Below are 24538 nucleotides of genomic sequence, written 5' to 3'. Positions count from 1 at the left end.
AAAATACTAACTATGATGACAGATGTTTTAGTTGCTCATTCTTCAGACGTGGAAAAAGCAGCTTTTTACAGAAAAACTTACCTGCATGTCGCTTTATCAATCCTGGCATTTATCGGGGTTGAAACTATTTTACTGAAAACGGTTCCGGTAGAGATCATTGCTATGATGTTCGGACAAAAATACACATGGTTACTGATTATCGGTGTTTTCTGGCTGGCCTCAATGCTGGCTTCTAAATGGTCGCTTTCACAGAGCAGAACGACTCAGTATTTCGGATTAGGATTCTATATCATTCTGGAAGCAGTGATCTTCATGCCTATGATTTATATCGCAGCAGGAATGCAGGGTGGAGGAAATATTATTTTCCAGGCTGCTATGCTTACTATTGCCATGTTTGCCGGACTTTCGGCAGTGGCATTTACTTCTAAAAAAGATTTTTCATTCCTGAGAAACATCATCGTTATCGGAGGTTTTCTTTCGATAGGACTGATTGTGGCGGGAGCAATTTTCGGATTCAATCTTGGGCTTTGGTTCTCTGTAGGAATGGTACTTTTGGCTTCTGCAAGTATTCTTTATGAAACAAGTAAGCTAAAAGATGTTTATTCTACAGGACAGTATGTAGGTGCTTCACTGCAGCTTTTTGCATCTGTTATGCTTTTGTTCTGGTATATTCTGAGAATCTTAATGAGCAGAAGAAGTTAATAAGTGAAGAATGAAAAGTGAAGAATTATAAATTCAGATTCAATCTTCATACATACTAATCCTGGTGATATTTTCATCAGGATTTTTTTTGAATTTCCACAAATGTTTTCACAAAATATCACTAAGAGAGAATAAAGAATATTAGTGTTTTAATTAAAGTAATGAAAGACGGAAGCTTCAACTGTGGTTCTATTTTTAAATATTTGAATTCTTAAATCTTTCAGTACTTTAATTTTAATTCAGCCAGTTAACCAAAAAATCCCGGTGAAAATATCACTGGGATTTTTTATTCTTTAATCTATAAACAACAGCAAGAGCATCAGCAATGGCATATTACAGAAGCTTTCAAGCGTGTGTTTAAGTTGTAATTAAAGAATTGAGAAAATATAGTATCGAGGAAAGCCTCAGTAGTACTGTGTTTTTGTTGTAATTTTTACAATTAATCTTAATGATCGAGTGAAAAAATTACTTGTCAATAGATCCTAAGACCTTCTGTGCAAAAGAATTTAAAGCATCTTTTTCGCTCATTCCGTTCTGAACACTGGCATGGACCTCTAAAGCACCGCAGATATTGGTGATCAGTTCTCCTGCTACATTCAGATCTTCTTCGCTGGTTCCTCTGAACTCGCAAAAGCTTTCTAAAACCTCTAATGTTTTTTCAAGATTTTCAGGCGTCTGATTCTGATAAAACTGTCTGATTACGGGTAACTTCATTACTGTATTTCTTTAAAAAGATTGATTAAACTTTCAGCCTGGTTGCTCTGTACCTGGTTTACCAATTCACCGTTTTTAAAAACTGCGAAAGTAGGAAGGTTGTCAACCGTTGCTAATTTTCTGCTTTCAGGAAGCTTTTCGGCATCTACATATAAGAAAGGAATTTCTTCGTTTTCTGATGCTAATTTTTTGAATTTAGGCTTCATAATTCTGCAGTTTCCACACCATGTGGCACCATACTGAACAACTACTTTTTCATTGTCGTTCACAATATTCTGTAAAGTATCTTCTGTTAATTCTGTGTACATAAGTTTATTTTTAGAAAAAATAAACAATGTAGCAATCTAATAATTTACCAATCTAACAATTAAAAAACGAATCTTAAAATTGTTATACTGTTAGATTGCTACATTGTTATATTAAATTTAGTTCTTAGCCAAGTATTCTGCTGTAGAAGTTCTGTCTGCTTTCATAGCATCTTTTCCTTCTTCCCAGTTGGCAGGACATACTTCACCGTGTTTTTGAACGTGTGTGTAAGCGTCGATCAGTCTTAAATATTCTTTCACGTTTCTTCCAAGAGGCATATCGTTTACAGACTCGTGGAAAATTTTTCCAATTTCGTCAATAAGATAAGTTGCTCTGTAAGTTACGTTAGAACCTGTGAAAGTTTCCTCTCCATCTTCATTGTATTCGAAATCCTGATCTACAATTCCTAGGATGTTTGCCAATTGTCTGTGAGTATCAGCTAAAAGTGGGTAAGTTACTCCTTCAATACCTCCATTATCTTTTGGAGTGTTCAGCCATGCAAAGTGTACCTCGTTAGTATCACAAGAAGCACCGATTACTTTAGTGTTTCTTTTTGCGAATTCACCTAAAGCATCCTGAAAAGCGTGAAGCTCTGTAGGACACACGAAAGTGAAATCTTTCGGATACCAGAATAAAATTACTTTTTGCTGGTTAGAAGTAGCTTCTTCAAGGATGTTGATTCTAAGATCGTCACCCATTTCAGACATAGCATCGATTGTTACATTTGGGAATTTTTTTCCTACTAAAGACATAATTTTCTGTTTTTATATTAAATTTTCTTATGCAAATATATAACTATTCCATCTATCAAACAAATCAATATCGATAAATAAAATCTATAATTGTTTTTAATGGATCCAAAGAAAAAAGCCCTGAAACCAGAGCTTTTATGTTTACTTTATACTAATTTTTATTCAGTCTAGTTTATGAATTGAATGGAGCCAACACATCTTTAATTCTTTTCATTGCTTCTCTAAGATCTTCTTCAGAAGCTGCATAAGAAAACCGGATACATTCTGGGCTTCCGAAAGAAACACCGCCTACACATCCTACGTGAGCATTTTCCAGTAGGAACATCGCAAAGTCATCAGAATCTTTGATCTCCGTACCGTTCAGGTTTTTTCCGATATAATGGGAAATGTCCGGAAAGAAATAAAATGCAGCTTTTGGAAGTAAAACTTTAAATCCTGGAATTTCTTTCATCAGGTCATATACCAAATCTCTTCTTTTCTGGAAAGCATTGATCATATATTTATACTCAGAAGGATCTGTTTTTAAAGCGGTAATAGAAGCTCTCTGCGCCACCGTATTGGCTCCGCTGGTCATTTGTCCCTGGATCTTTTCACAGGCTTTTGCCAGCCATTCCGGACAGGCAGAATATCCGATTCTCCATCCCGTCATGGCAAATGCTTTAGACATTCCGTTGATCACCGCAGTTTGCTCATAAACTTCAGGGAACTGAGCGATGGATGTTGTTTTTGTTTCATAATTGATATACTCGTAGATCTCATCCGAAATAACCGTTACATGAGGATATTTGGCAATAACTTTTGCCATCGATTTTAACTCATCATACGTATAATATCCGCCGGAAGGGTTACACGGAGAACTGAAAAGAATAGCTTTTGTTTTATCTGTAATGGATTCTTCAAGCTGTTCAGCGGTTATTTTAAAGTCTGTAACATAAGAAGTAGGAAGCATTACCGAAGTTCCTCCCATCATTTTTACCATTTCATCATAGCTTACCCAATACGGTGCCGGAAGAAGAACTTCATCACCATCATTGATCACTGAAGCCAATACATTTAAAATAGCTTGTTTAGCACCATTGGAAACACAAATCTGTGCTGGCTTATACTCGAGATTGTTGTCTCTTTTTAATTTATGGGCAATTGCTTCACGAAGTTCAAGAAACCCAGGAACAGGAGAGTAATGGCTATAATTCTGGTTAATCGCATCAAAAGCGGCCTGTTTGATATTGTCCGGAACATCAAAATCCGGTTCGCCAAGAGTAAGACTAATCACATCAATGCCGGCGGCCTTCATTTCTCTTGCTTTGTTGGACATTACGAAAGTCTGTGAGTAACCTAATCTTTTTACTCTATCTGAAAGTTTATCCATGTGGGTCTTTTTGAATTTTAACAAATATATAATAAAAACGTTTTGCCGGGAAATAAAAGTAAGGCCAGAAAAAAAGATTTTTGTCAGGTTTTTTTAATTTAATCATTGAGGTGTGGTTTCTTATATTTTTCTTCCAAAATATTCAATTTCTATAAACATGAAAATGAAAAGTGGTTCCAATCTTATGTTTTTGTATATTTAACTATCTTAAATTTATTCAGTTGGCATGAAATATTCTCTCCTTTTGCTGTTGGTTCCTTTTGTCGGTTTTTCTCAGGTATGGACAAAAGATGATGAAATAAAGAAATACGTTTCTGAAGTAAGTTCAGATTCTTTAAAATCCTATATCGATAAGCTTGTAAGCTTTCATACCAGGCATACTTTAAGCTCAACGGAAGATAAAAACCGGGGAATAGGAGCGGCAAGGAACTGGGTACTTGGAAAATTCAAAGGCTATGCAAAGAATTCCGGAGGAAGAATGGATGTTTACTTACAGCAGGAAGATATTCAGCCGGATGGAAAACGAATAGACAAAGTTACCAACCTGGGGAATCCTATAGCTTTTCTGAAAGGTACAGATCCTAATGATAAAAGGATTTTCCTGATTTCTGCACACCTGGATTCACGGGTTACCGATGTAATGAACAGAACTTCATCTGCACCGGGTGCTAACGATGACGGCAGCGGAGTAGGTGCTGTTATAGAAGCTGCGAGAATTTTGAGCAGATCTTCCTTTCCCGCATCTATTATTTTCGTTACTTTTTCCGGAGAAGAGCAGTCTTTGCTGGGATCTAAGCTTCTGGCAGATAAGGCTAAAAAAGAAAACCTGCAGATAGAAGCAGTCCTGAACAATGACATGATCGGAAATCCTAAAGCAGGAGAAACGGGTGAGATCAATAACCGGATGTTAAGGGTTTTTAGCGAAGGGCTGCCTTATGCAGAGATCGATAAAAAAGCAATGGCTATAAGAAATCTGGGTCTTGAAAACGACAGTGGATCCCGGCAGCTGGCCCGGTATATCAAAGAAATTACAGAAGAATATGTCAAAGGGTTGGAAGTTAAGCTGATCTATAGGAACGACAGGTTCCTGCGCGGAGGAGATCATTCCAGCTTTGTCAGTCAGGGGTTTCCTTCCGTAAGGCTCACAGAATATTATGAAAATTATGATCAACAGCACCAGGATATTAGAGTCGACAATAATAAGCAATATGGTGATCTTCCCGAATTTATAGATTTTAACTATCTTAAAAAGAATGTGGCTGCAAATGTTGCTGTTTTGGCCAGTCTTGCCAAAGCTCCCTCAAAACCCGAGCGGGTAGAAATAATGGTTAAAGAACTTACCAATTCCACTTCATTGCAATGGGAAAAGTCAAAATCCGGGACGCCGGCGGGATATTATATTCTTGTAAGAGAAACTGACAGTCCCGTTTGGCAAAAAAAGATATTCACTAAAGAGCTTTCCATTAAAATCCCACTTTCAAAGGATAATTATATTTTTGCCGTTCAGGCCGTTAATCAGGCTGGAAATTTAAGTGTGCCTGTTATTCCGGGGATTGCGAAATAATATCAACTAAGGAAGCTGAAAATTAAAATCCGGTCCGGATAACTTCATTTGAATACAACAGAAATAAAACTTATTTTTGTAGATTATAATAATTCATATGGCAGCATCGTTACTATTAAAATACTTTCCTGATCTTACGGAGAAGCAGATCGAGCAGTTTTCCCAGCTGGAGAAACTGTATAATGAGTGGAATGAAAAAATCAATGTGATCTCAAGAAAAGATATGGAATCGTTGTATGAAAAGCATGTTCTGCACTCCTTGGGAATTGCAAAAATAATGGAATTTGCGCCCGGAACAAAAGTGCTGGACATTGGAACAGGAGGAGGTTTTCCGGGAATTCCCCTTGCAATTTTGTTTCCGGAGACAGAATTTACCTTAGTTGATTCTATCGGAAAGAAAATTACTGTTGTGAAAGCAGTGGCAGAAGGAATCGGGTTAACGAATTTAACGGCCATTCACGGAAGAGCGGAAAAGGTAAAAGAAAAGTTCCATTTTGTGGTAAGCCGCGCTGTCACCCAGATGCCGGAATTCCTGAGATGGCTGAAAGGAAAGTTTGAAAAAGAACAGTTTAATCCCAAGCACAATGGAGTTTTATATTTAAAAGGCGGCGACCTTGCAGAAGAATTAGCCGGGATTAAATGTGAAATCTTCAATCTTAAAAACTATTTTGATGAAGAATTTTTTGATACTAAAAAAGTGATTTATGTATCAAAAGGCAATTTTAATTCTTAATTTTTCCGAATTAAGGAATAATTTTTGCTGAATTTCTATTAATAATCAGTAAATTTAAGGTTATGAAAAAACTTCTAAATATTGGATTTTCTGCATTGTTTTCAGGAATGGTTTTTATTTCCTGCGAAGATGATGATTATCAGACTGTGCAATCCGTAGAAAAAATCAAGATCGACAGTGTGAAGATCATGCAGGATACTATGGATGTATATTCAATACAGAGCATTAAGACGTATTCTACCTATTCGTCCCAATGTGAGGGGTTTTACGGATATGATTATATTCATGACAGCAGCCTGGAAAGATCTGTTACTGCTTATAAATATACCACAGATGGACCTTGTACGCAGAAAACTTATGTGGGAGCCAATCAGATCAATTTCAGTCCGCGCCAGACAGGAACGTATACCTTTAAATTCTGGAATGGAGGGAGTTGGATTACCAAAACAATTGTAGTTGAATAATAATGAAATGGATTTCGTTTTGCTTTTTTCTCCTTGCCAATACTCTTTTTGGACAGAAAATTATCTGGCAGGAAGATCGTAAGCTGGTCTGGGACAACTTTAAAAGTTCCGTAAACAGAGAAAGTATCCTTAATGTGGCTGCTTATACCCACTGCGGCTGGGAATATTCTGTAGTGAAATCTACCAATCCTAAATCTCCGGTTAAAATTGAGATCACTGCTATTTTTAACGAAGACAGATCCTGGAAAGATGTCAAAAAAATAAATGATTATATCCTGTTGCATGAACAGAAGCATTTTGATATTGCGGAATTGTTTGTCAGAAAATTCAGGAAAGAAATAGAAGAGAAGATCAAAACTTCCGGTGATTACGATAAAAATTTTAAAACAGTTTACAGCAAAATATCAAACGATTACAAAAAATTCCAGATGTCCTATGACAGAATTACACAACATGGAATGAATAAAGAAAAGCAGGCAGAATATAATGCCATTATTGCTGAAGAACTGGACAACTTAAAAAGCTACAAAGCCTCTTGAAATTTCTCAATAAGATTATCCATGAATTGCTGGCCCAAAACCCAGACCTCTCGGAGTTCAATATCGTTCTGCCAGGAAAACGTCCCATCGTATTCATCAGGCAGATTCTGGAAGAAAACAATTACTCAGGATTTCTTCCCAATTTCTTTACCATAGAAGAGCTGATTGACAGGATTGCAGACAAACAGCCTGTTCAGGGAATCTCTCTTTGGCTTTTTGCCTTTGATGTCTACCGGAGCCTTGGTCTTATCCCGAAAGATGATTTTACGGACTTTCTGAAGTGGTTTCCGACCCTTCAGAAAGACTGGGACGATATCCTGAAGTTCTCTGAAAGTGATGAAGCCGTTTTACAGTATATGTTTGATGAGGAAAGAATTAAAGAATGGGCTCAGGATCTGGGTGAAGATGATGATGTTCCCCGTAAAAAATTCCTTAATTTCTGGCGGAATATGAATGCTTTTCTCCCAATTCTAAAGAAAAAACTACAGGAAAAGAACTGGGCCACTTCCGGGATGATCCATGAAACCGCCAAGGCTAAGATCGCTGGTTTTGCTGAAAATACTTCCGAACATTTTGTATTCTGCGGCTTCAATGCTTTTACACCGGTGGAAGAGAAGCTTGTAAGGAGCTTACTTCGTCGGAATAAAGGACAATGTTTCTTTCAGGCTGATCATTATTATTTTGATGATGAAAGACAGGAAGCCGGAAAATTCCTCAGGAACCACAAAACATGGAAAGAATTTGATGATAACAGGGCTTTTCAGTGGATAGAAGATGATTTTAACCAGCCTAAAAATATAAAGGTTTATGAGGTTTCCGGAAATGTGACGCAGACTAAAGTGCTGCCGGAAATATTTAAGGAAATTGAAAATAAAACTTATTCCAACACTGCCGTAGTATTGTTGGATGAAAATCTTCTTCCGGCAAGTCTGGATGTGATGTACGGTGTTGAAAACCTGAATATTACCATGGGTTTTCCTTTGAAGAATCTTTCTTTTTCCAATGCTGTAAAACAGCTTTTCTATCTTCAGAAACAGCTGGAGAAAAATAAATCTTCCTACTACTACAGAGATATTTTCCCGATCCTTGAAGAGCTTCCGAAATCTGCTGAAGATGAAGTGATTATCAGTAATTTCAGAACAAAAATAGAGGAAAGAAATATTGTTTATATATCAAAAAAGCTTTTAGAAGAACTTCTGGGCGGGCTTTCTTATTATGGGCTTCTTAGAAAAGCTGATCATACGGGCGTTTACCTGGATATGCTTATCGCTTTCTGTAAACGGATCAAATGGCTGGAGATAGATGATATTCAGTATGAAAACGTTTCTCACTTTGAAAATGCGTTCAGGATTATTAAAAACCAGCTCAGCCCATATGATTTTGAGATCAAAATGGAAACGCTGGAAATCCTGATCAACCAGCATGTTAATTCTGAAAGTATAGATTTCCAGGGGGAACCGCTCCGTGGACTTCAGATTATGGGGCTTCTGGAAACCCGTCTTTTAAACTTTGAAAATGTAATTATGCTTTCTGTGAATGAAGGGAAGCTTCCTTTGGGAAATTCACAGAATACCTATATTCCGTTCGATATCAGAAGGTATTTTGACATGCATACGTTCCTGGAAAATGACAGTATTTATGCCTATCACTTTTACAGGCTGATCCAGGATTCCCAAAATGTCCATCTTCTGTACAATGCACTCAGTTCCGGGGTGAATACGGGAGAGAAAAGCAGATTCATCACGCAGATAGAAATGGAGAGCTCCCATAAGATAGAGCACCTTATTATTGAGAATTCTTCCGAACCTATTGCTTCGCAGCCGATAGAAATTCTGAAGACAGAAATTGTTATGGAAAGACTTCAGAAATGGAAAGAAAAAGTATCTGCTTCACATCTTACCAGCTACCTCTATAATCCTATAGATTTTTATCTTTCCAAGATATTAAAGACTTCAGAAACGGATGAAATAGAAGAAGAATTATCGGTTAAAAATTACGGGAATTTAGTTCATTATTCACTTCAAGAAGTATATGAATTACTTAAAGGTAAGGTATTAAAAGAAAAATATTTACAGAATTTAATTAAAGAAATTGATCAATATATAAATGTTGCTATCGAAAAGCTGAAACACCAGCCTGAATTTTATGAAAAAGGGATGAACTTTATTCATAGGGCTATTGCTAAAAAAGTGATTGAAAATGTTCTTAACCATGATCTTGAACTGGTGAGAAGCGGCAATACTCTGGAAATTTTAGACATTGAAAAAAGATTCGAAAATGTAGATTTCTATCTGGATGGCAACGACAAAATTTCTTTCTTCGGATTCATTGACAGGATAGACCGCCTGAACGGGACTTTAAGAATTATTGATTATAAAACGGCAAAGATCAAAAACCTCACGGTAAAAATAGATGAAAACAACGTAGATGAATATTTCCATAACAGCGAAAGGAAACAAGCTCTACAGCTCTGCATTTATCATTATGTGGTACAAAATCTTCCGGAATTTTGGGGGCTCCCTATAGAAACGGGAATATGGAGCTTTGCAGAAGCTAAAAAAGGCGTGGTTTCCCTGCAGTTCGACAAAGGAAATATTGATGATGCCATGCAGTCTGTAAAGAACCTTATTCTGGAAATATTAAATCCTGACCTCAGTTTTATTGAGAATATCAAGCCTTATTCCAATTAAAAATGCACTTCATTGCTGAAGTGCATCCCATTTGAAATGAAGAATATACGAGTACTATTGTCTTATAGTTTTACTTTTTTATTCACCGTTTTTCCATCGTTTCCGGTGAACTGAACCACATAAACGCCTGGTTCCAAGGCTTTTGATTCAAATTCTGATTTATTGACTTCCTGCTGAAGAATCAATGCACCTGAAATATGATAAATGCTGATGTTTTTAATACCGTTGTCTGCTTTGGTGATGATCTGACGGTTTTTCGTAAATATCTCAGCTTTAGATACTGAGCTGTCTGTCAGTGCTTTTCTGAACTGAAGATTATAAAACTGAGTGACCACTTCAAAAGTGTTCTGATTATTAAGACCTTTTATATCAATTCCATTGTTTTCGGCGTATTCTTTCTGAGAAACCGTTCTTAAAAGATTTTTATTGCCGTCAAAAATATTAATGGAGATCAGTTCTTCCTGTGGTATCTTCAGTTTTAAAATATTATTGTTTTCAGACTGTACAATTTCATTTTCAGGAACTTCTACGGGTGTACTTTTAACGTATGGAATTAATTTCTGGTCATTATTCTCCTGTACTTTTAAAAGATAGACACCGTCTTTTAATGATGATAAGCTGCTGCCAGTTCCTGATTTGCTTACTGCTTTTTCTTGATTGAAATCTGTAACTCCTACAAGCTGCATGTTTCCCAATTCCGGCTTTATTTGAGAAGAATAAAGCGAATGGGTTTCAGTTTGGCCGTTTCCCTGCTGTTTTGAAGTCAGTATGGCCCATTCATTCAGAAAACCTCCGCTTCTGAGTGTGTTGAATTTGGCATTGGAGGCTAATGTAAAAGGAACAATTCCTCCTACATGGCCCAAAGGTCCCCAAAATAGTGATTCCAGCTTATATTTGTTCAGATCCCACCATGCGTAATACCCTCGCTGTACATCAATGGTTTTAGAGGTATTTTCCGGCGGAATAGCGAGATCTACTGAAGAATGCCCTAAGGTCATAGGTGTTTTATTGTACCAGTCATACACATCCTTAGGTTTCATGCATTGTCTGAGGTTATTGTTTGGATTATTGGTAACATCATTGACGAAGTTTTGAGTGAAAAGATTTCTCCAGATCACCGGTCCCCAAAGCAGGCCTCCGTTGTCCTGAACTACATGATAATTATATTTATCCAGATATTCCGTAGAAATGACCTCCGAAATACTGTTATTATATGTTTTATAGCCGGTATTGTTGCAGGTGTGAAGAACATTGGCCAGGAAAGAGGTGAAAGGATAAAAATCTTTTTCCAGAACTCCTTTATTCAGAGTAACTCCTGAAAAATCATAAGGTCCGTCTCCCATATAGGCATATTTGAACTTCAGATTGGTAGGGTTGGACGTGTTCAGGCTTTTTAAAGTGGACATGGCCGCGTGGGCACCCTGTGAATAGCCTGCAAGAAAGTATTCATCATATCTTTTTATTCCTAATTGACCCAGCACTTTATTGGCTGCCTTTACAAAGTCTATCGTTGCGCCAGCTTCCGTAGCAGCGTCTACATATGGGTGAACACCGTCTCCGCTTCCCATTCCTACGTAATCAGGCGCCATCAGAATGTAGCCATTAAGTACGTATGATAACTCAACTACAAATCCTGCGGTTAAGGCTCCTTTGAAATTAGAAGGGACATTATTTCTGCTGTCAGTTGTTCCGTGATCAGAGACCACTGTAGAAAGTTTAAAATTAACGTTAGGATACATCAGTAATCCTGTAGCTTTTACTAAGACATTCTTTTCATTTTTGGTGTAATAAGTGATTTTATAGCCTTTAAGTCCCACATTGAACCCGTTAAGATAGCTGACGAAATCCGGAGCATTCTGCTCGCCCAGACTGTTGGCGATGAAATTGTTAACTCCCTGTGGGGTCAGATCTAATTTTTGTTCAAAACTGACAACGTCTCCTGCCTGTTGGGCAAAAAAGAACGGAGCAGTAAAACTTAATAAAAATGTGGATAGTTTTCTCATATCAATATTTTTTAATGTTATTAAATTAATTATTTTTAATAAAATGTTAATAATGTTAATACATCAATAATTATTCATTGAATATAAGTTCCCTGCAAAGTGACTAAAACAAAGAGTCCGGCCATTCGGCCGGACTCCTTTTCAATATATTTTTGAGCTTTTATTTAAAAAGCGTTGATTCCTGTAATATCTAACCCGGTGATCAGTAAATGAACATCATGTGTACCTTCATACGTAATCACGGACTCAAGATTAGCTGCGTGTCTCATCATCGGGAATTCGCCCATGATTCCCATGCCGCCAAGGATCTGTCTGGATTCTCTGGCAATATCAATAGCCATTTTCACATTATTACGCTTAGCCATTGAGATCTGTGCAGGACTTGCCTTGTGGTCATTTTTAAGGTTTCCTAACTGAAGGCACAGCAATTGTGCTTTTGTGATCTCAGTTAAGAATTCAGCCAATTTCTTCTGCTGAAGCTGGAAAGAACCGATCGGCTTGCCAAACTGTTTTCTTTCTTTAGAATACTGAACAGCTGTACAGTAGCAGTCAATCGCTGCACCAATTACACCCCATGAAATTCCGTACCTCGCTGAATTCAGACAAGATAAAGGTCCTTTCAATCCGGTTGCTCCAGGAAGTAAATTTTCTTTCGGAACTTTTACATTATTGAATACCAGTTCTCCGGTTTTTGAAGCCCTCAAGCTCCATTTATTATGAGTTTCGGGCGTAGTAAAGCCTTCCATTCCTCTTTCAACGATCAGTCCCTGTATTTTTCCTTCTTCATTTTTTGCCCAGACTACAGCAATATCGCACAGCGGAGAATTCGTGATCCACATTTTGGCACCGTTTAGAAGATAATGATCGCCCATATCTTTAAAATAAGTTTCCATAGAACTAGGATCAGAACCGTGGTTAGGCTCAGTCAGTCCAAAAGAACCGATCATTTCTCCCGCAGCAAGGTGAGGAAGGTATTTTTTCTTCTGTTCCTCAGAACCAAATTCGTTGATAGGGAACATCACCAGCGAGCTCTGTACCGAAGCGGCAGAACGCACTGCAGAATCTCCTCTTTCAAGTTCCTGCATAATAAGACCGTAAGAAATCTGATCTAACCCTGAACCGCCGTATTCAACAGGAATATATGGACCTAAAGCTCCAATCTTTCCCAATTCTTTCATTAAGCCCGGAATATCAGTGTGATTTTGCGCGGCCTGGTCAATCTGCGGCATTACAAAGCTTTCCACCCAATCTCTTACCGATTGACGGATCAGTTTGTGTTCTTCAGTGAGTAAAGCATCAATTCCGTAGTAGTCTGGAATGCTTGTAAGAGGATAATATGACATGATTTTTTTGATTTGCTTAAAAGTAATACTTTTCGTTGGTTTGAAAAATTTTTTTACGAATCTTTGTTGCGCTTGATTTTCAGTAAGATAAATGGAAATATGGAGGGTTTCAGTTAAAATACAGTCTCCTAAGATTCCTCATCATTAGAGATAGGATACTGGTTGGCAGCATTGTGTACCTTACTTTTGAACTTGTACAGATACGGAGCTTTATTGGCAGATCCGTCATACAGCTTCTCCAGTCTGTCCAGAATATTTAAGCTTAATATTTTCCGCTGGAAATTATTTCTCCTGAATTTCTGTCCCAGAATGGTTTCATACAGCGACTGAAGATCTTTCATCGTAAATTTTTCAGGAAGAAGATTGCTGGCTGCCACTTCGGTATTGATATTCATACGAAGGTATTCAAGGCCTGTTTCTATGACTCTGTCGTGATCAAAGGCCATTTTAGGCAGTTTATTAACCTCAAACCATTCACAGCTTTCGTTGAATGCATCCGGGAAAGTATTGGCCACGGAAAAGTCAATAAGACTGCAGTAACCCACTGTAATAAACCTCTGGAAGATCCAATGATCTTTAGGAACTTGAATTCCTTTATTATTAAGAAGAATTTGATGGACATTATTCTCCGTCCGGTCAATTCTCCCAAAAGTGTGAAATTGTTTCAAAAAAAGATTCTGAAGATGGGTTCTTTCATACAATACTCTTGCAGCGGCTTCACGAAGGTCTTCATCATTGAAAACAAAACCGCCCGGAAGTGACCACAGATCCAGATCGTGGTACTTCAGAAGCAAAACCTTCAAAATATTATTGTGAAAACCAAATATTGTGCAGTCAACAGATACGTGTGCTACAAAATCTTTTGTATCAATAAGTTCCTGAAGGGTTTCTTTGTTTTTGGTGTCTTTGATTTTCATGGGAGTAAAAATAAAATTATTTTCTATAATTTCTTTCCTGCAAGCCTAAAATATATTAAACTCACCGTAAAAAGCACAGATACAGCAAGTAATATATATAGCGGATAATAGTTTAGCAGCTGTTTTCCGAACAGGACAGCCATAATAATTGAACTGACAGAGCTGCCAAGCGATGAAAAAATGACAATCAGGGATGTAAAGAGGTTGATTTTTTCTTTGTCGACCTGTGCAATCATCTTTGAATTGATCACAGGGTAGAGTGGTGAAAGAAAAAGTCCGATCACCGGAAATAAAAACAGGATGATGCCTGAATTCACAGAATCAAAATACTGAATTCCCAAAATAATTAACAGTACAGCAATAATTAAAAAAATGCACAAAATATAATATTTTGAGAGAGAAAATCTCTGAATGATATTAGCTGTTGCTGTTCTGCCCACATAAGAAAAAAGAGCAAGGAAAGAAGTGGCCTGTAAAGCAAAAAATGAATTGACATTCAGATGGTTTTTATAAAAAGAAGGCAGCCATGAATTAAATCCCTGTTCTACAAAAACTATAAAAAAAACTACAGCAAGGAACATAATGGTTGCAGGCTTTGCGAACACAGAAAGCTCGGCAATAAGGCTTTTATTCACCACTTTTTTTGCTTCCGAGATATTCAGCTTTGAAAACAGAAATATCGTTACTGCACAAAGTACTGTAATAGACAGGAATCCGAATTTCCAGTATTCGGAATAGCGGCTGGAAATGAGCCATCCGAAACCGGTATTCACGATAAAAATGCCGACCATGAATGAGGCTTCCACACTGTTCATCATTTGGGCAAGAGATTTTTCGTCTGCAACATTATTCCGGATAATTCCAAATACACAGATCTTTCCGACGGCAAAACAGGTTCCGATAATAGCAAACCAAACTTTATAGAACCAGAAATCTTCTATAAAAGGAAGAAAGCATGAGCAGATTCCAACAATAACTAAGGCTGATATTAATGCTTTTTTAGTACCCGTCTTGCTTATAAAATTCACTGCAAAAAGTGAAATAAATGCAATGGGAATATCTTTGAATGATTCTAAAAAGCCTAATTTTTCATAAGTGATCTTTGCTTCTGAAAGCTGAAGAATCACAATACCCATGCAGTTCAAGACCATTGAGAAAATAAGGAAGGTTAGTTTTAAGGGAAGTGAAATCTTGGAAAGCTTGGCTGTCATTTTGGGGACTTTTTTATTGTTTTTTTATGATTTTTTTACGAATTCTTAAGAGGATATAAGGCTTTCAACTCCCAAAAATAAACGAAAAATTAAAATAATTGTGAATACAATGTTAATTTATTAAAAAAAAATATATTTTTATTGTCTCAATTTGAGAATTAAAAAACTAACTGTATATGAATCTAAGAATATCAAGAAGCCTTGGGGTGGTTGCTGTGATGTATTTTACAGCCAATTTCAGTGCACAGACCAGCGTACAAGACACTGTTCCGAAAGAGAATAAAATAGAGGAGGTCATTGTGATCGGTTATGGTACACAGAAAAAAAGCAATGTGACCGGAGCTATTGCAAGCATTAAAGCAAGCGATATAGAAAACATTCCGGCAGGTAAGCCTGAACAGGTATTACAGGGAAGAGCTGCGGGTGTTTCCGTAGTGACGAATTCCGGACAGCCCGGTGCTGCCGCTACTGTACGGGTACGTGGAATTACCAGTTTTGGTGCAGGTAGTAACAGCCCTTTATGGGTGGTGGATGGTATTGTAGTAGACAATATCGGGTGGCTGAACCAGTCTGATATAGAGAGTATGGAAGTATTAAAGGATGGAGCATCGTCTGCTATCTATGGGGTTTCCGCAGCAAAAGGAGTAATTCTGGTTACGACAAAAAAAGGTAAGAAAGGAAAACTGAGTCTTTCTTACAATGGGTTTTATGGTTTCTCAAATGCATCAAAAAAGCTGGATCTTCTGGATGCAACACAATATGCTAAAATCATCAACGAAGGTTTTGTAAACGATGGCGGAACTCCTAGGTTTTCCAATCCTGAATCCTTTGGAAAAGGAACCAACTGGCAGGACGCTATCTTCGGAACCGGTGAAAAGAGTTCACATGAAGTAAGTATTACCGGTGGTAATGAAAAGTCAACCTACTATACATCGTTCGGATATTTTGATCAAACGGGTATTGTAATGAGTGATATCTCTTATTACAAAAGGATAAATGCCCGATTCAACTCAACACATAAAGTGACAGACTACCTGACTATAGGTCAAACCTTTGCGTATACACACGTAAAGTCTCAGGGAGTAAGTGCCAACGAAGAATTTGGAGGGCCATTGGCTTCAGCAGTTAACCTGGATCCTACCACTCCGGTTGTTGTAACAGATTGGTCAATGGTGGACCCGAGTGGTTATACCAGTCCTTATATCATCCGTGATTCAGAAGGCCGTCCGTATGGAATTTCCAGATATGTAAACAATGAAATGACCAATCCACAGGCTTTCCGTCACTTACAGCAGGGGAATTATAGCTGGTCTGACGATTTCGTGGGAAATGTTTTTGCAGAGCTTAAGTTTCTTGATCACTTCACTTTCAAAACAAGTTTAAATGGCAAGAAATCCTATTGGGGTAGCCGTACTTTCACACCGAAATATTATTTAAGCCCCAATTTTAACAATACCAGCTTCAACAGTCTGAATAAGGTGGACGAAAATAAATTCGAATGGAGTATGGAAAATACTCTGACCTATCAGAATAAATTCGGCGATCATAATTTAAGTGTATTGTTGGGACAGGGAGTTTACCGATACAACATTGCTGGCGGGGCTAGTTTGACCTATAGTAATCTTCCTATTGATAATTGGCAGTATGCTTCTTTCAACTTTGATATTCCTCAGGATGATATTACAGCAAAAGGATGGGACGGGATACAGACCCGTAAAGCATCATATTTTGGTAGAATCATTTACGATTATGCAGACAAGTATTTGTTCACAGGAACGATTCGTAGAGACGGTTCTTCAAAATTTGCCACGAATCAGCACTGGGGAACTTTTCCGTCTATGTCCTTAGGATGGAATGTTCATAAAGAAAATTTCTGGCCGGAGAATAAAGTGGTTAATAACCTAAAATTAAGAGGAGGTTACGGAGTGTTAGGAAATGATGAAATGGATAATTTCAGATTCGCAAGTTTCATGGTTTCTGGAAGTAATTATACCAACTCAAGTAATAATATCATCATTGGTTACGCGAAAAGCACGCTGGAAAATCCCAATCTTAAATGGGAACAGACAAGCCAGCTGAATATTGCTGCGGATTTAAAATTATTCAACAATTTTACCTTGACAGCAGACTGGTACAAAAAGAAAACTACCGATATTCTCAGACAAATCAATATTCCTGGTTATGTAGGAGTTCCTGTTTTACCCTGGTCAAATGTAGGGGATATGGAAAACACAGGTGTTGAACTTGAATTAGGCTATAAAAAGAACTGGGAGGACTTCAGCATATCAGTTAACGGAAACTTTGCTACTATTAAAAACAAAGTTTTACGATTGGAAGACGATATAGACTATTTCAACCTTGCTTCTTTCCAGACAATGGGGGCAGTATCCAGAGTAGCAGTAGGACAGCCTTACGGATCATTTTACGGACAAACGTATAGTGGTGTCTTCCAGAATCAGACACAAGTCGACAATTATGTAAACGCGAACGGCGTAAAATTATTACCGGACGCAAAACCGGGGGATTTCATCTGGCAGGACAATAACGGCGACGGTAAAATTGATGACAATGATAAAGTAAACTTAGGCAGCTCTATCCCGAAATATACTTTTGGACTGACTGTGAATCTAAATTATAAAAATTTCGATTTTATGATGTTTGCTCAAGGGCAGGCTGGTAACAAGATTTTCCAGGGTATAAGAAGATTGGATATTCCTGATGCGAATTATCAGACAAGAATCTTAGACAGATGGACAGGAGAGGGATCTACCAATGATAATCCAAGAATTACCCGTAATGATCCTAACCATAACTATTCCTGGATGTCAAATTACTATCTTCAAAAAGGAGATTATGTCCGTTTGAAAATCATCCAGTTAGGTTATACACTTCCTCAGGATGTTACAAACCGTTTTGGAATGAGCAAAGTAAGACTTTACGTAACAGGAGAAAATGTCTTTACTTTCACAAAATATACGGGCTACGATCCGGAAATTGCAGGAAGAAATAATTCCGAACAAGACATAATAGGAGTTGACAGAGCTTACTATCCACAAGCAAGAACATTTTTGTTAGGTGCTAATATCCAATTTTAATAATGAACAAAATGAAAAATAAGAATTTTATATATAAAGGACTTGCCGTTGTGTTTCTGACAGGTCTGAGTTTTACCAATATAGGCTGTAGTGATTCCTATCTGGATGATGTCCAGAATTCAGGATCTTTTAATACGGATTTGTATTTTCAGAATGAGCAGCAGTCTTTTAGTGCGTTGATTTCCGTTTATGATGGCTTAAGAAAATATTCAGCGGGATTCGAAAATACAGTTACTTTCTTTAATGCAGGATCTGATGATTTTTATTCCGGTGGAGGAAGCTCTAACGATGGTGCAGGTATCCAGGGAATTAATAATTACATGATCAATCCTAATACAATGCCTGCCAGCTACTGGAGAGACTATTATCAGGGAATTGCACGTGCTAACCTTTTAATAGAGAGAGTTCCGGGAGCTTCCATGAGTGAAGATCTTAAGAAAAGATATATGGCAGAAGCTAAAGTTCTCCGTTCTTTATATTATTTTGAGTTATTAAGAATGTTCGGCAATGTTCCATTAATTCTTAATACTATAAAATTTGATGATGATTATTGGAATATACCACAGGCCAAGCCAAGTGATGTTTATGCGCAGATAGAAAGTGATATCAATGCTGCTATTCCGGATCTGATGATTACGTCTAGTGGCAATGACAAGGGTAGAATTACACAAGGAACAGCCAGGGCAATATTAGGTAAAATCTATCTTTATGATAAAAAAATGCCTGAAGCGGCTGCACAATTTGCTCAAGTAAATGGTACACCGGGAGGAACCAGCCAATATGGATATAAACTTGTGGCCAACTATGCCGATCTATTCAAAGTGGGACCGGAAACGGCAGATCCATATAAATTTTCAACAGAATCCATTCTGGAAGTAATGCATACCAATAAAGGAAGCTCCGACTGGGGATTCTGGGGACAAGGAAAAGATGAAGGAAATTCTATCAATGTAATGGTAGGTCCTCGTTCTTATTCATTAAAAAATGTTCCGAATAATAATGCACCGGATATCTATTCAGGCTGGGCATTTAATACCGTAACAGAGAACTTTGTTACTTTTATGCAGGATGATCCAAGACTGGATGTGACCGTTTTCAATGCGAAAAAACTGGTGACAGAAGGTAAAATCACTTATGCACCTGCCTTTGCAGATACCGGATACTTCCTTAATAAGTATTTACCAACTAATGCTCTAAAAAGCTCACTTCCAGGCCCTGCAGAACTTAACTTCAGACAGAATTATATTGCCATAAGATTAGCAGACACTTACCTAATGGAAGCTGAGGCATTGGGCGGTTCAGGAGCAAGGGCCCAGGCATTGTTAGATGCAGTAAGGGCAAGAGTTGGACTTACTTCAGTACCGGTTTCTATGCAGGCAATAAAGGATGAAAGAAGGAGAGAATTGGCCGGAGAAGGACACAGATGGTTTGATCTTGTCAGATGGGGAGACGCTCCTTCTAAGCTTGCCGTCAAAGGATTTAAAGCAAATAAAAATGAAATTCTTCCAATTCCGTTCAATGAATTGCCGAATACTGCTTTAAAACAAAACCCTGGCTACTAAAATATGAAGTTTCACAGTTTATATAGTTTCTTTTTTAAAGGTACTGCGCTGCTTTGCGGCGTGGTACTTTTTCCTGTATCATGTGCGTCAGTAAATGCTGATAAAGAAGGTAATGTTCAGTCCTGGCTGACGAAAGGAAATGAAAGTGTAAAATTACAGCAGCAAACTCCGATAAGGTTTACAGCAAATGCAAATAACTGGCAGAATATTGAAATTGATGATACTCAAAAATTTCAATATGTTGACGGTTTTGGATATACCCTCACCGGAGGAAGCGTTGAGGTGATCAACAGGCTTTCATCTTCAAAACGGAAGGCACTTCTGAATGAGCTTTTTGGAAAAGATAAGAATTCAATTTCCATAAGCTATCTGCGGTTAAGCATTGGAGCTTCAGATCTCGATGGTGAAGTTTTTTCATATGATGATCTTCCGGAAGGCCAGACAGATCCGACACTTTCAAAATTCAGCCTGGCAAAGGATAAAAATCTCATTGCGATGCTGAAAGAGATCCTGGACATCAATCCCAACATCAAAATCATTGCCGCACCATGGTCATCTCCGGTTTGGATGAAGGATAACGGAAAATCCAAAGGAGGAAGCCTGAAACCTGAATTTTATAAAACTTATGCAGAATACTTTGTAAAATATATCCAGGGAATGAAAAAGGAAGGGATTACCATTGATGCCATTACGCCTCAGAATGAACCTCTCCATCCCGGTAACAACCCGAGCCTATATATGCCGTCTGAGCAGCAGAAAAACTTTATCAAAGATCATTTAGGCCCTGTTTTTAAAGCCAATAACATCAAAACAAAAATTGTTGTTTACGATCATAACTGCAACAAACCGGAATATGTCCTTGATATTCTGAAAGATCCTGAAGCGTATCAGTATGTTGACGGTTCGGCTTTCCATTTGTATGAAGGAGATATTTCAGCGTTAAGCACGGTTCACAACGCATTTCCCGATAAAAATTTGTATTTTACCGAGCAGTGGACGGGATCGAAAAGGACTTTTAATGAAGACCTGAACTGGCACATTAAAAATGTAATCATCGGTTCCATGAGAAACTGGAGCAAAATTGCTTTGGAATGGAATGTAGCAAATGATCCGCAGTACAAACCGCATACAGACGGAGGATGCACGGAGTGTAAAGGAGCAATAACAGTTTCCGACAGTGAAAACTTCACCAGAAATGTTTCCTACTACATTATTGCACACGCTTCCAAATTTGTACCTGTAGGTTCCCGGCGTATTGCCTCTACACAGACAGAAATACTGTCAACGGCAGCATTTAAAACTCCTGCCGGAAAAACGGTGCTTATTATCCAGAACGGAAACAGTACAGATGAACGTTTTAATATCAAATATAACGGAAAGACCGCTCCGGTGACCCTTTCAGGAAACTCGGCAGCGACTTATGTTTTTTAATTTAATATCATGAAAAAAGCTTATTTCTTACTTACAATTGCAGCATTGGGAATGAATGTCCACGGGCAGAAAACGGTTGATCAGAAAGTTGCAGAACTTCTGTCTAAAATGACACTAGAAGAAAAAGTGGGACAGATGGTCCAATATAGCGGATTTGAATATGCGACAGGGCCTCAACAGTCCAATTCAGCAGCAGTATTGGAAGAAATAAAAAAAGGAAAAGTAGGTTCTATGCTCAATGTAGCGGGTGCTGATGAAACTAGGGCTTTTCAGAAACTCGCTCAGCAGTCAAGGCTGAAAATTCCTTTACTGTTCGGACAGGATGTTATTCACGGCTACCGCACAACTTTTCCTGTGAATCTGGGTCAGGCAGCAAGCTGGGATCTCGCGATGATCGAAAAATCAGAAAGAATTGCAGCCACAGAAGCTTCGGCTTATGGTATACACTGGACCTTTGCACCTATGGTAGATATAGCAAGAGATCCGAGATGGGGAAGGGTAATGGAAGGTTCCGGAGAAGATACCTATCTGGGAACCCAGATTGGGCTCGCAAGAATTAAAGGGTTCCAGGGAAGAGGCTTAGGAAGCCTGGATGCGGTAATGGCCTGTGCCAAGCATTTTGCAGCCTATGGAGCAGCGGTTGGCGGAAGAGATTACAATTCTGTAGATATGAGCTTACGACAGCTGAATGAAACGTATCTGCCTCCGTTTAAAGCCGCGGCTGAGGCTGGAGTAGCCACATTCATGAATTCTTTTAACGATATCAACGGAATTCCTGCTACGGCCAATCAATATATCCAAAGAGAACTTTTAAAAGGAAAATGGAATTACAAAGGTTTTGTGGTGTCAGACTGGGGAAGCATCGGGGAAATGATCCCTCATGGTTATGCCAAAGACGCTAATGAAGCCGCTGAAAAAGCTATATCGGGTGGAAGCGATATGGATATGGAAAGCCGTGTTTATATGGCAGAACTACCAAAATTAGTTAAAGAAGGAAAAGTAGATGTAAAATTGGTGGATGATGCAGCAGGGAGAATTTTAGCCAAGAAATTTGAAATGGGACTTTTCGATGATCCTTACAGATTCAGTAATGAAAAAAGACAGAAGGAACAGACCGACAATCAGGAACACCGGAAATTCGGGAGAGAATTCGGTTCAAAAAGTATTGTTCTTCTGAAAAATAAAGGAAATATCCTTCCACTTTCAAAAACTGTGAAAACCGTTGCGCTGATCGGACCTTTCGGGAAAGAAACAGTTGCCAACCACGGATTTTGGTCCATTGCTTTTAAAGATGACAATCAAAGAATCGTTTCTCAGTTTGACGGAATTAAAAATCAACTCGATAAAAATTCAACTTTATTATATGCAAAGGGCTGTAATGTAGACGATCAGGACAGGTCCATGTTTGCAGAAGCGGTGGAAACTGCAAAAAAAGCTGATGTAGTAATCATGACGTTAGGAGAAGGTCATGCGATGAGCGGTGAAGCCAAAAGCAGAAGCAGTATCGGCTTTTCTGGTGTACAGGAAGATTTACTAAAAGAAATAGCTAAAACGGGAAAACCTGTTGTTTTAATGATTAACGCTGGAAGACCTTTGATCTTCAATTGGGCATCAGATCATATTCCTGCCATAACATACAATTGGTGGCTGGGAACTGAAGCCGGAAACTCCATAGCTGATGTTCTGTTTGGAACAGTGAACCCGGGAGGAAAACTTCCGATGAGCTTCCCAAGAACCGAGGGTCAGATCCCGATCTATTATAATCATTACAATACAGGAAGACCGGCAAAAAATAATACAGACCGGAATTATGTTTCAGCCTACATTGATCTTGATAATGATCCGAAATTTCCATTTGGTTACGGATTAAGCTATACGGATTTTAAATATTCTGACATGATCTTAAGTTCAGTCAGTCTTAAAGGAAACCAGACTTTAAATATCAGTGTCACCGTTTCTAATACTGGAAAATATGATGGTGAAGAAGTGATACAGTTGTATATCAGAGATCTGTTTGGAAAAGTAGTAAGACCAGTCAAAGAACTTAAGGGTTTCCAGAAAATATTCATTAAAAAAAGGGAGAGCAAAAAAGTTGATTTCAAACTGACCCCGGAAGATTTGAAATTTTTCGATAATGACCTGAATTATGATTGGGAAAGTGGAGAATTCGATATTATGGTCGGAACCAATTCTCAGGATGTTCAGACCAAAAGAATCACATGGAATAAATAAAATATTCAATAGGAGCGGGCTTTAGCCCGCTTAACGTAATGGAAAAAACAATAACGGCTTCAGCCAAAACCTAATACCACAGCCATTTCATGAAAATTAAATTCCGAAATATTATTCAACTCTTTGCCGCAGGAATAGTCGTTCTTTCTGTGGCAGGCTGTGCTTCAAACAAAATAGATTCAATAGATTCCGGCAAAAAGCTGCTCTGGAGCGATGAATTTAATGGAAAAGGTCTTCCCGATTCATTAAAATGGAATTACGATGTGGGAGGAGACGGATACGGAAACCAGGAAGCTCAGTTTTATACAAAGAAAAGAATTGAAAATGCCAGAATGGAAGGTGGAAATCTTGTTATTGAAGCCAGAAAAGAAAATTGGGAGAAGAATAAGTATACTTCTGCAAGGCTTTTGACTAAAGGCAAATTTTCCTTTCAATACGGAACAGTAGAAGTAAGGGCAAAACTTCCCAAAGGCCGTGGAAGCTGGCCGGCGATCTGGATGATGAGTGAAAATATGAAGAAATGGCCGGATGATGGTGAACTGGATATCATGGAACATGTAGGTTTCAATCAGGGGTATGTTCATGCTTCGGTTCACACCAGGAAATATAATCATATTCAGGGAACACAGAAAACGGATACTCTGATTGTGAAAGATGCCAATGAAAAATTCCATGTGTATAAAGTGGACTGGACACCGGAGAAAATAGATGTTTACGTTGATGAACAGAAGTTTTTCACGTATGAAAATAAAGAAAAAACCTATGAAGCATGGCCTTTCGATCAGCCCTATTTTATTATTTTAAATCTGGCAGTAGGTGGTTTCTGGGGCGGAAAAGAAGGAATAGATGACAGCATATTTCCGCAAAAATATTATATAGACTATGTAAGGGTTTATCAAAATAAATAATGA

19 protein-coding genes are annotated in these 24538 nt (G+C 38.1%); 11 read left to right on the top strand and 8 right to left on the bottom strand.

The features are described from left to right. The first annotated feature begins 12 nt into the window (after window positions 1-12). Window positions 13-702, top strand: coding sequence for a Bax inhibitor-1/YccA family protein (locus ACMGDK_RS03625; RefSeq protein ID WP_436806666.1), 690 nt, complete (start codon window positions 13-15; stop codon window positions 700-702). A 465-nt stretch (window positions 703-1167) separates the two neighbouring features. Here ACMGDK_RS03625 and ACMGDK_RS03620 read toward each other — a convergent pair whose 3' ends face one another. The 4 genes from ACMGDK_RS03620 to ACMGDK_RS03605 all read right to left on the bottom strand — a co-directional run bounded on the left by ACMGDK_RS03620 (window position 1168) and on the right by ACMGDK_RS03605 (window position 3843). After that, window positions 1168-1416, bottom strand: a complete 249-nt coding sequence (locus ACMGDK_RS03620; protein WP_034727575.1) for a DUF6952 family protein — start codon at window positions 1414-1416, stop codon at window positions 1168-1170. Then, on the bottom strand, window positions 1416-1724 hold the full coding sequence (locus ACMGDK_RS03615; RefSeq protein ID WP_034707328.1) for a thioredoxin family protein: 309 nt from the start codon (window positions 1722-1724) through the stop codon (window positions 1416-1418). Before ACMGDK_RS03615 ends, ACMGDK_RS03620 begins: the two co-directional genes overlap by 1 nt. A gap of 117 nt (window positions 1725-1841) precedes the next feature. Then, window positions 1842-2474 (bottom strand): peroxiredoxin, encoded by a 633-nt coding sequence (locus tag ACMGDK_RS03610; protein ID WP_436806665.1) that lies wholly within the window; start codon window positions 2472-2474, stop codon window positions 1842-1844. A 172-nt stretch (window positions 2475-2646) separates the two neighbouring features. Then, window positions 2647-3843: a pyridoxal phosphate-dependent aminotransferase gene (locus ACMGDK_RS03605; protein ID WP_436806664.1), complete on the bottom strand. Its 1197-nt coding sequence runs from the start codon at window positions 3841-3843 to the stop codon at window positions 2647-2649. A 226-nt stretch (window positions 3844-4069) separates the two neighbouring features. Here ACMGDK_RS03605 and ACMGDK_RS03600 point away from each other — a divergent pair, with 226 nt between their 5' ends. From ACMGDK_RS03600 to ACMGDK_RS03580, 5 genes are all read left to right on the top strand, one after another. Further along, the gene (locus ACMGDK_RS03600) at window positions 4070-5407 is read left to right on the top strand and encodes a M20/M25/M40 family metallo-hydrolase (protein ID WP_436806663.1); all 1338 of its coding nucleotides are present in this window, start codon (window positions 4070-4072) and stop codon (window positions 5405-5407) included. Window positions 5408-5504: 97 nt separating this feature from the next. Continuing rightward, window positions 5505-6140 (top strand): 16S rRNA (guanine(527)-N(7))-methyltransferase RsmG, encoded by a 636-nt coding sequence (rsmG, locus tag ACMGDK_RS03595; protein ID WP_111952984.1) that lies wholly within the window; start codon window positions 5505-5507, stop codon window positions 6138-6140. 62 nt (window positions 6141-6202) lie between these two features. Further along, entirely contained in the window at window positions 6203-6604 is a 402-nt protein-coding gene (locus ACMGDK_RS03590; protein ID WP_436806662.1) for a hypothetical protein, read from the top strand. Between the two features lie 2 nt (window positions 6605-6606). Further along, a complete protein-coding gene (locus ACMGDK_RS03585) occupies window positions 6607-7143 on the top strand; it encodes a DUF922 domain-containing protein (RefSeq protein ID WP_436806661.1) in 537 nt (178 codons plus the stop codon). Further along, a complete protein-coding gene (locus tag ACMGDK_RS03580; RefSeq protein WP_436806660.1) occupies window positions 7140-9833 on the top strand; it encodes a PD-(D/E)XK nuclease family protein in 2694 nt (897 codons plus the stop codon). Before ACMGDK_RS03585 ends, ACMGDK_RS03580 begins: the two co-directional genes overlap by 4 nt. Window positions 9834-9895: 62 nt before the next feature. Here the strand turns inward: ACMGDK_RS03580 and ACMGDK_RS03575 are convergent, their stop codons facing one another. From ACMGDK_RS03575 to ACMGDK_RS03560, 4 genes are all read right to left on the bottom strand, one after another. Next, a complete protein-coding gene (locus ACMGDK_RS03575; protein ID WP_436806659.1) occupies window positions 9896-11836 on the bottom strand; it encodes a T9SS type A sorting domain-containing protein in 1941 nt (646 codons plus the stop codon). Window positions 11837-12000: 164 nt separating this feature from the next. Further along, a complete protein-coding gene (locus ACMGDK_RS03570; protein ID WP_111952994.1) occupies window positions 12001-13179 on the bottom strand; it encodes an acyl-CoA dehydrogenase family protein in 1179 nt (392 codons plus the stop codon). Window positions 13180-13307: 128 nt separating this feature from the next. Further along, window positions 13308-14096 carry an NUDIX hydrolase gene (locus ACMGDK_RS03565; protein WP_436806658.1) on the bottom strand — a complete coding sequence of 263 codons (789 nt, stop codon included), beginning with the start codon at window positions 14094-14096 and terminating at the stop codon, window positions 13308-13310. Between the two features lie 23 nt (window positions 14097-14119). Then, on the bottom strand, window positions 14120-15307 hold the full coding sequence (locus ACMGDK_RS03560) for an MFS transporter (protein ID WP_436806657.1): 1188 nt from the start codon (window positions 15305-15307) through the stop codon (window positions 14120-14122). A gap of 176 nt (window positions 15308-15483) precedes the next feature. Here ACMGDK_RS03560 and ACMGDK_RS03555 point away from each other — a divergent pair, with 176 nt between their 5' ends. From ACMGDK_RS03555 to ACMGDK_RS03535, 5 genes are all read left to right on the top strand, one after another. After that, on the top strand, window positions 15484-18402 hold the full coding sequence (locus ACMGDK_RS03555) for a SusC/RagA family TonB-linked outer membrane protein (RefSeq protein ID WP_436806656.1): 2919 nt from the start codon (window positions 15484-15486) through the stop codon (window positions 18400-18402). Between the two features lie 11 nt (window positions 18403-18413). Further along, window positions 18414-19964, top strand: a complete 1551-nt coding sequence (locus ACMGDK_RS03550) for a RagB/SusD family nutrient uptake outer membrane protein (RefSeq protein ID WP_436806655.1) — start codon at window positions 18414-18416, stop codon at window positions 19962-19964. Between the two features lie 3 nt (window positions 19965-19967). Then, window positions 19968-21395: a glycoside hydrolase family 30 protein gene (locus ACMGDK_RS03545; protein WP_436806654.1), complete on the top strand. Its 1428-nt coding sequence runs from the start codon at window positions 19968-19970 to the stop codon at window positions 21393-21395. A gap of 9 nt (window positions 21396-21404) precedes the next feature. Then, window positions 21405-23627, top strand: coding sequence for a beta-glucosidase BglX (bglX, locus tag ACMGDK_RS03540; RefSeq protein ID WP_436806653.1), 2223 nt, complete (start codon window positions 21405-21407; stop codon window positions 23625-23627). 89 nt (window positions 23628-23716) lie between these two features. Next, window positions 23717-24535, top strand: a complete 819-nt coding sequence (locus ACMGDK_RS03535; RefSeq protein WP_436806652.1) for a glycoside hydrolase family 16 protein — start codon at window positions 23717-23719, stop codon at window positions 24533-24535. The last annotated feature ends 3 nt before the right edge of the window (window positions 24536-24538 follow it).

Source organism: Chryseobacterium hilariae (genome assembly GCF_051400735.1).
Classification (GTDB): Bacteria; Bacteroidota; Bacteroidia; order Flavobacteriales; family Weeksellaceae; genus Chryseobacterium.
This window is presented reverse-complemented; position numbering and strand designations above follow the sequence as displayed.

What these genes read in the sequence shown, in the direction of transcription:
- ACMGDK_RS03585 (WP_436806661.1), top strand. Translation starts at nt 6,607, where the DNA reads ATGAAATGGATTTCGTTTTGCTTTTTTCTCCTTGCCAATACTCTTTTT.
- bglX (WP_436806653.1), top strand. Translation starts at nt 21,405, where the DNA reads ATGAAAAAAGCTTATTTCTTACTTACAATTGCAGCATTGGGAATGAAT.
- rsmG (WP_111952984.1), top strand. Translation starts at nt 5,505, where the DNA reads ATGGCAGCATCGTTACTATTAAAATACTTTCCTGATCTTACGGAGAAG.
- ACMGDK_RS03570 (WP_111952994.1), bottom strand. Translation starts at nt 13,179, where the DNA reads ATGTCATATTATCCTCTTACAAGCATTCCAGACTACTACGGAATTGAT.
- ACMGDK_RS03565 (WP_436806658.1), bottom strand. Translation starts at nt 14,096, where the DNA reads ATGAAAATCAAAGACACCAAAAACAAAGAAACCCTTCAGGAACTTATT.
- ACMGDK_RS03550 (WP_436806655.1), top strand. Translation starts at nt 18,414, where the DNA reads ATGAAAAATAAGAATTTTATATATAAAGGACTTGCCGTTGTGTTTCTG.
- ACMGDK_RS03620 (WP_034727575.1), bottom strand. Translation starts at nt 1,416, where the DNA reads ATGAAGTTACCCGTAATCAGACAGTTTTATCAGAATCAGACGCCTGAA.
- ACMGDK_RS03535 (WP_436806652.1), top strand. Translation starts at nt 23,717, where the DNA reads ATGAAAATTAAATTCCGAAATATTATTCAACTCTTTGCCGCAGGAATA.
- ACMGDK_RS03545 (WP_436806654.1), top strand. Translation starts at nt 19,968, where the DNA reads ATGAAGTTTCACAGTTTATATAGTTTCTTTTTTAAAGGTACTGCGCTG.
- ACMGDK_RS03600 (WP_436806663.1), top strand. Translation starts at nt 4,070, where the DNA reads ATGAAATATTCTCTCCTTTTGCTGTTGGTTCCTTTTGTCGGTTTTTCT.
- ACMGDK_RS03560 (WP_436806657.1), bottom strand. Translation starts at nt 15,307, where the DNA reads ATGACAGCCAAGCTTTCCAAGATTTCACTTCCCTTAAAACTAACCTTC.
- ACMGDK_RS03605 (WP_436806664.1), bottom strand. Translation starts at nt 3,843, where the DNA reads ATGGATAAACTTTCAGATAGAGTAAAAAGATTAGGTTACTCACAGACT.
- ACMGDK_RS03610 (WP_436806665.1), bottom strand. Translation starts at nt 2,474, where the DNA reads ATGTCTTTAGTAGGAAAAAAATTCCCAAATGTAACAATCGATGCTATG.
- ACMGDK_RS03625 (WP_436806666.1), top strand. Translation starts at nt 13, where the DNA reads ATGATGACAGATGTTTTAGTTGCTCATTCTTCAGACGTGGAAAAAGCA.
- ACMGDK_RS03575 (WP_436806659.1), bottom strand. Translation starts at nt 11,836, where the DNA reads ATGAGAAAACTATCCACATTTTTATTAAGTTTTACTGCTCCGTTCTTT.
- ACMGDK_RS03615 (WP_034707328.1), bottom strand. Translation starts at nt 1,724, where the DNA reads ATGTACACAGAATTAACAGAAGATACTTTACAGAATATTGTGAACGAC.
- ACMGDK_RS03590 (WP_436806662.1), top strand. Translation starts at nt 6,203, where the DNA reads ATGAAAAAACTTCTAAATATTGGATTTTCTGCATTGTTTTCAGGAATG.
- ACMGDK_RS03555 (WP_436806656.1), top strand. Translation starts at nt 15,484, where the DNA reads ATGAATCTAAGAATATCAAGAAGCCTTGGGGTGGTTGCTGTGATGTAT.